Genomic DNA, 1861 nt, shown 5'->3' with positions numbered 1-1861 from the left:
GAGTTTAATTGCAATTCAACAAACCGACAGTAATTACTGGATTACAAAGTATCCATTGCTTCGAATTCAAATTTGATTTATCAAGCTGGTTTATCTAATTTATCCACTGCGTCGAATTCAAATTTGATCGCCTTCCATACTTCACAAGCAGCAGCTAGTTCAGGACTCCATTTGCTAGCCTCGCGGATAATTTCATTACCCTCGCGGGCAAGGTCACGTCCCTCATTACGAGCTTGTACACATGCTTCTAAAGCTACTCGATTAGCTACGGCACCCGGTGCATTTCCCCAAGGGTGTCCTAAAGTTCCTCCACCGAATTGTAGTACGGAATCATCTCCAAAGATCTCGGTCAAAGCAGGCATATGCCAAACGTGAATACCCCCCGAAGCTACGGGCAGAACACCTGGCATAGAAACCCAATCTTGAGTGAAATAAATACCACGGCTTCGATCTTTTTCAATAAAATCATCACGTAGTAAATCAACAAAGCCCAAAGTTATGTCCCTTTCTCCTTCAAGTTTACCTACTACTGTACCAGCGTGAATATGATCTCCACCAGACATACGTAAAGCTTTAGCTAGTACACGAAAGTGCATACCATGATTCTTCTGTCTATCAATAACTGCGTGCATTGCGCGATGGATGTGAAGAAGTAGACCATTATCTCGGCAATAATGAGCCAAGCTAGTATTTGCAGTGAACCCACCTGTTAAGTAGTCGTGCATTACGATAGGAACTCCCAATTCTCTAGCACACACGGCCCTTTTGATCATTTCTTCACATGTACCTGCAGTAGCATTCAAGTAATGCCCTTTGATTTCACCTGTTTCAGCCTGTGATTTATAAATTGCTTCGGCACAAAATAAGAAACGGTCTCTCCAGCGCATAAATGGTTGGGAGTTCACATTCTCATCATCTTTGGTAAAATCAAGCCCGCCACGTAGACATTCATAAACTGCTCTACCGTAGTTCTTAGCGGATAACCCCAATTTAGGTTTAATAGTACATCCTAATAGGGGGCGACCATACTTGTTCAATTTATCTCTTTCAACCTGGATGCCATGAGGCGGGCCTTGGAAAGTTTTAACATAAGCAGTAGGGATTCGCAGATCCTCTAGACGTAGAGCGCGCAGGGCTTTGAACCCAAATACATTACCCACAATGGAAGTAAACATGTTAGTAACAGAACCTTCTTCAAAAAGGTCTAAAGGGTAAGCTACATAACATATATATTGATCTTCTTCTCCAGGAACGGGCTCAATGTGGTAGCATCGCCCTTTGTAACGATCAAGGCTGGTAAGCCCATCGGTCCACACGGTTGTCCATGTACCAGTAGAAGATTCAGCAGCTACCGCGGCCCCTGCTTCCTCAGGCGGAACTCCGGGTTGAGGAGTTACTCGGAAGGCTGCCAAGATATCAGTATCTTTGACTTCATATTGAGGAGTATAATAAGTCAATTTATACTCTTTAACACCAGCTTTGAATCCAACACTTGCTTTAGTCTCTGTTTGTGGTGACATAAGTCCCTCCCTACAACTCATGAATTAAGAATTCTCGCAACAACAAGGTCTACTCGATATAAATGAGGAGTTAATGAAACCTTTTCGAAGCAGGGGTTCTGCTTCCCCACTGACGGAAACTCTTCAAATCTTCTTCCAGGACACTGTCGTAACCAGCGAGGTGAAGCAGAGCATACTGCAACATACAACCGTGACCAGCGGACAGAATGAAACGGTCACGGTTGAACCAGTAAGGGTTCTTGGGGTTATACCTCATGACTTCATCGTACAAAATGTGACCCATGGGAGCACAGCCCATGGGCAACCCAGGATGCCCTGAATTCGCCTTCTCGACCGCATCA

At 44.3% G+C, this 1861-nt stretch carries 2 protein-coding genes; both read right to left on the bottom strand.

What is annotated here, in order from left to right:
* Nucleotides 1–80 precede the first annotated feature (80 nt).
* Complete coding sequence (locus tag IE294_RS50360) at nt 81–1520, bottom strand: form I ribulose bisphosphate carboxylase large subunit (protein WP_188363613.1); 1440 nt, start codon at nt 1518–1520, stop codon at nt 81–83.
* Nucleotides 1521–1590: 70 nt separating this feature from the next.
* The coding region (locus IE294_RS50355) for a thiamine pyrophosphate-binding protein (RefSeq protein ID WP_506005390.1) at nt 1591–1861 on the bottom strand (271 nt) is incomplete at its 5' end.

The organism is Streptomyces canarius (genome assembly GCF_014650735.1).
In the GTDB taxonomy this organism is placed as follows: Bacteria; Actinomycetota; Actinomycetes; order Streptomycetales; family Streptomycetaceae; genus Streptomyces; species Streptomyces olivaceoviridis.
Note: the sequence above shows the minus strand (reverse complement) of the source record. Positions and strands in the feature narration are given on the sequence as shown.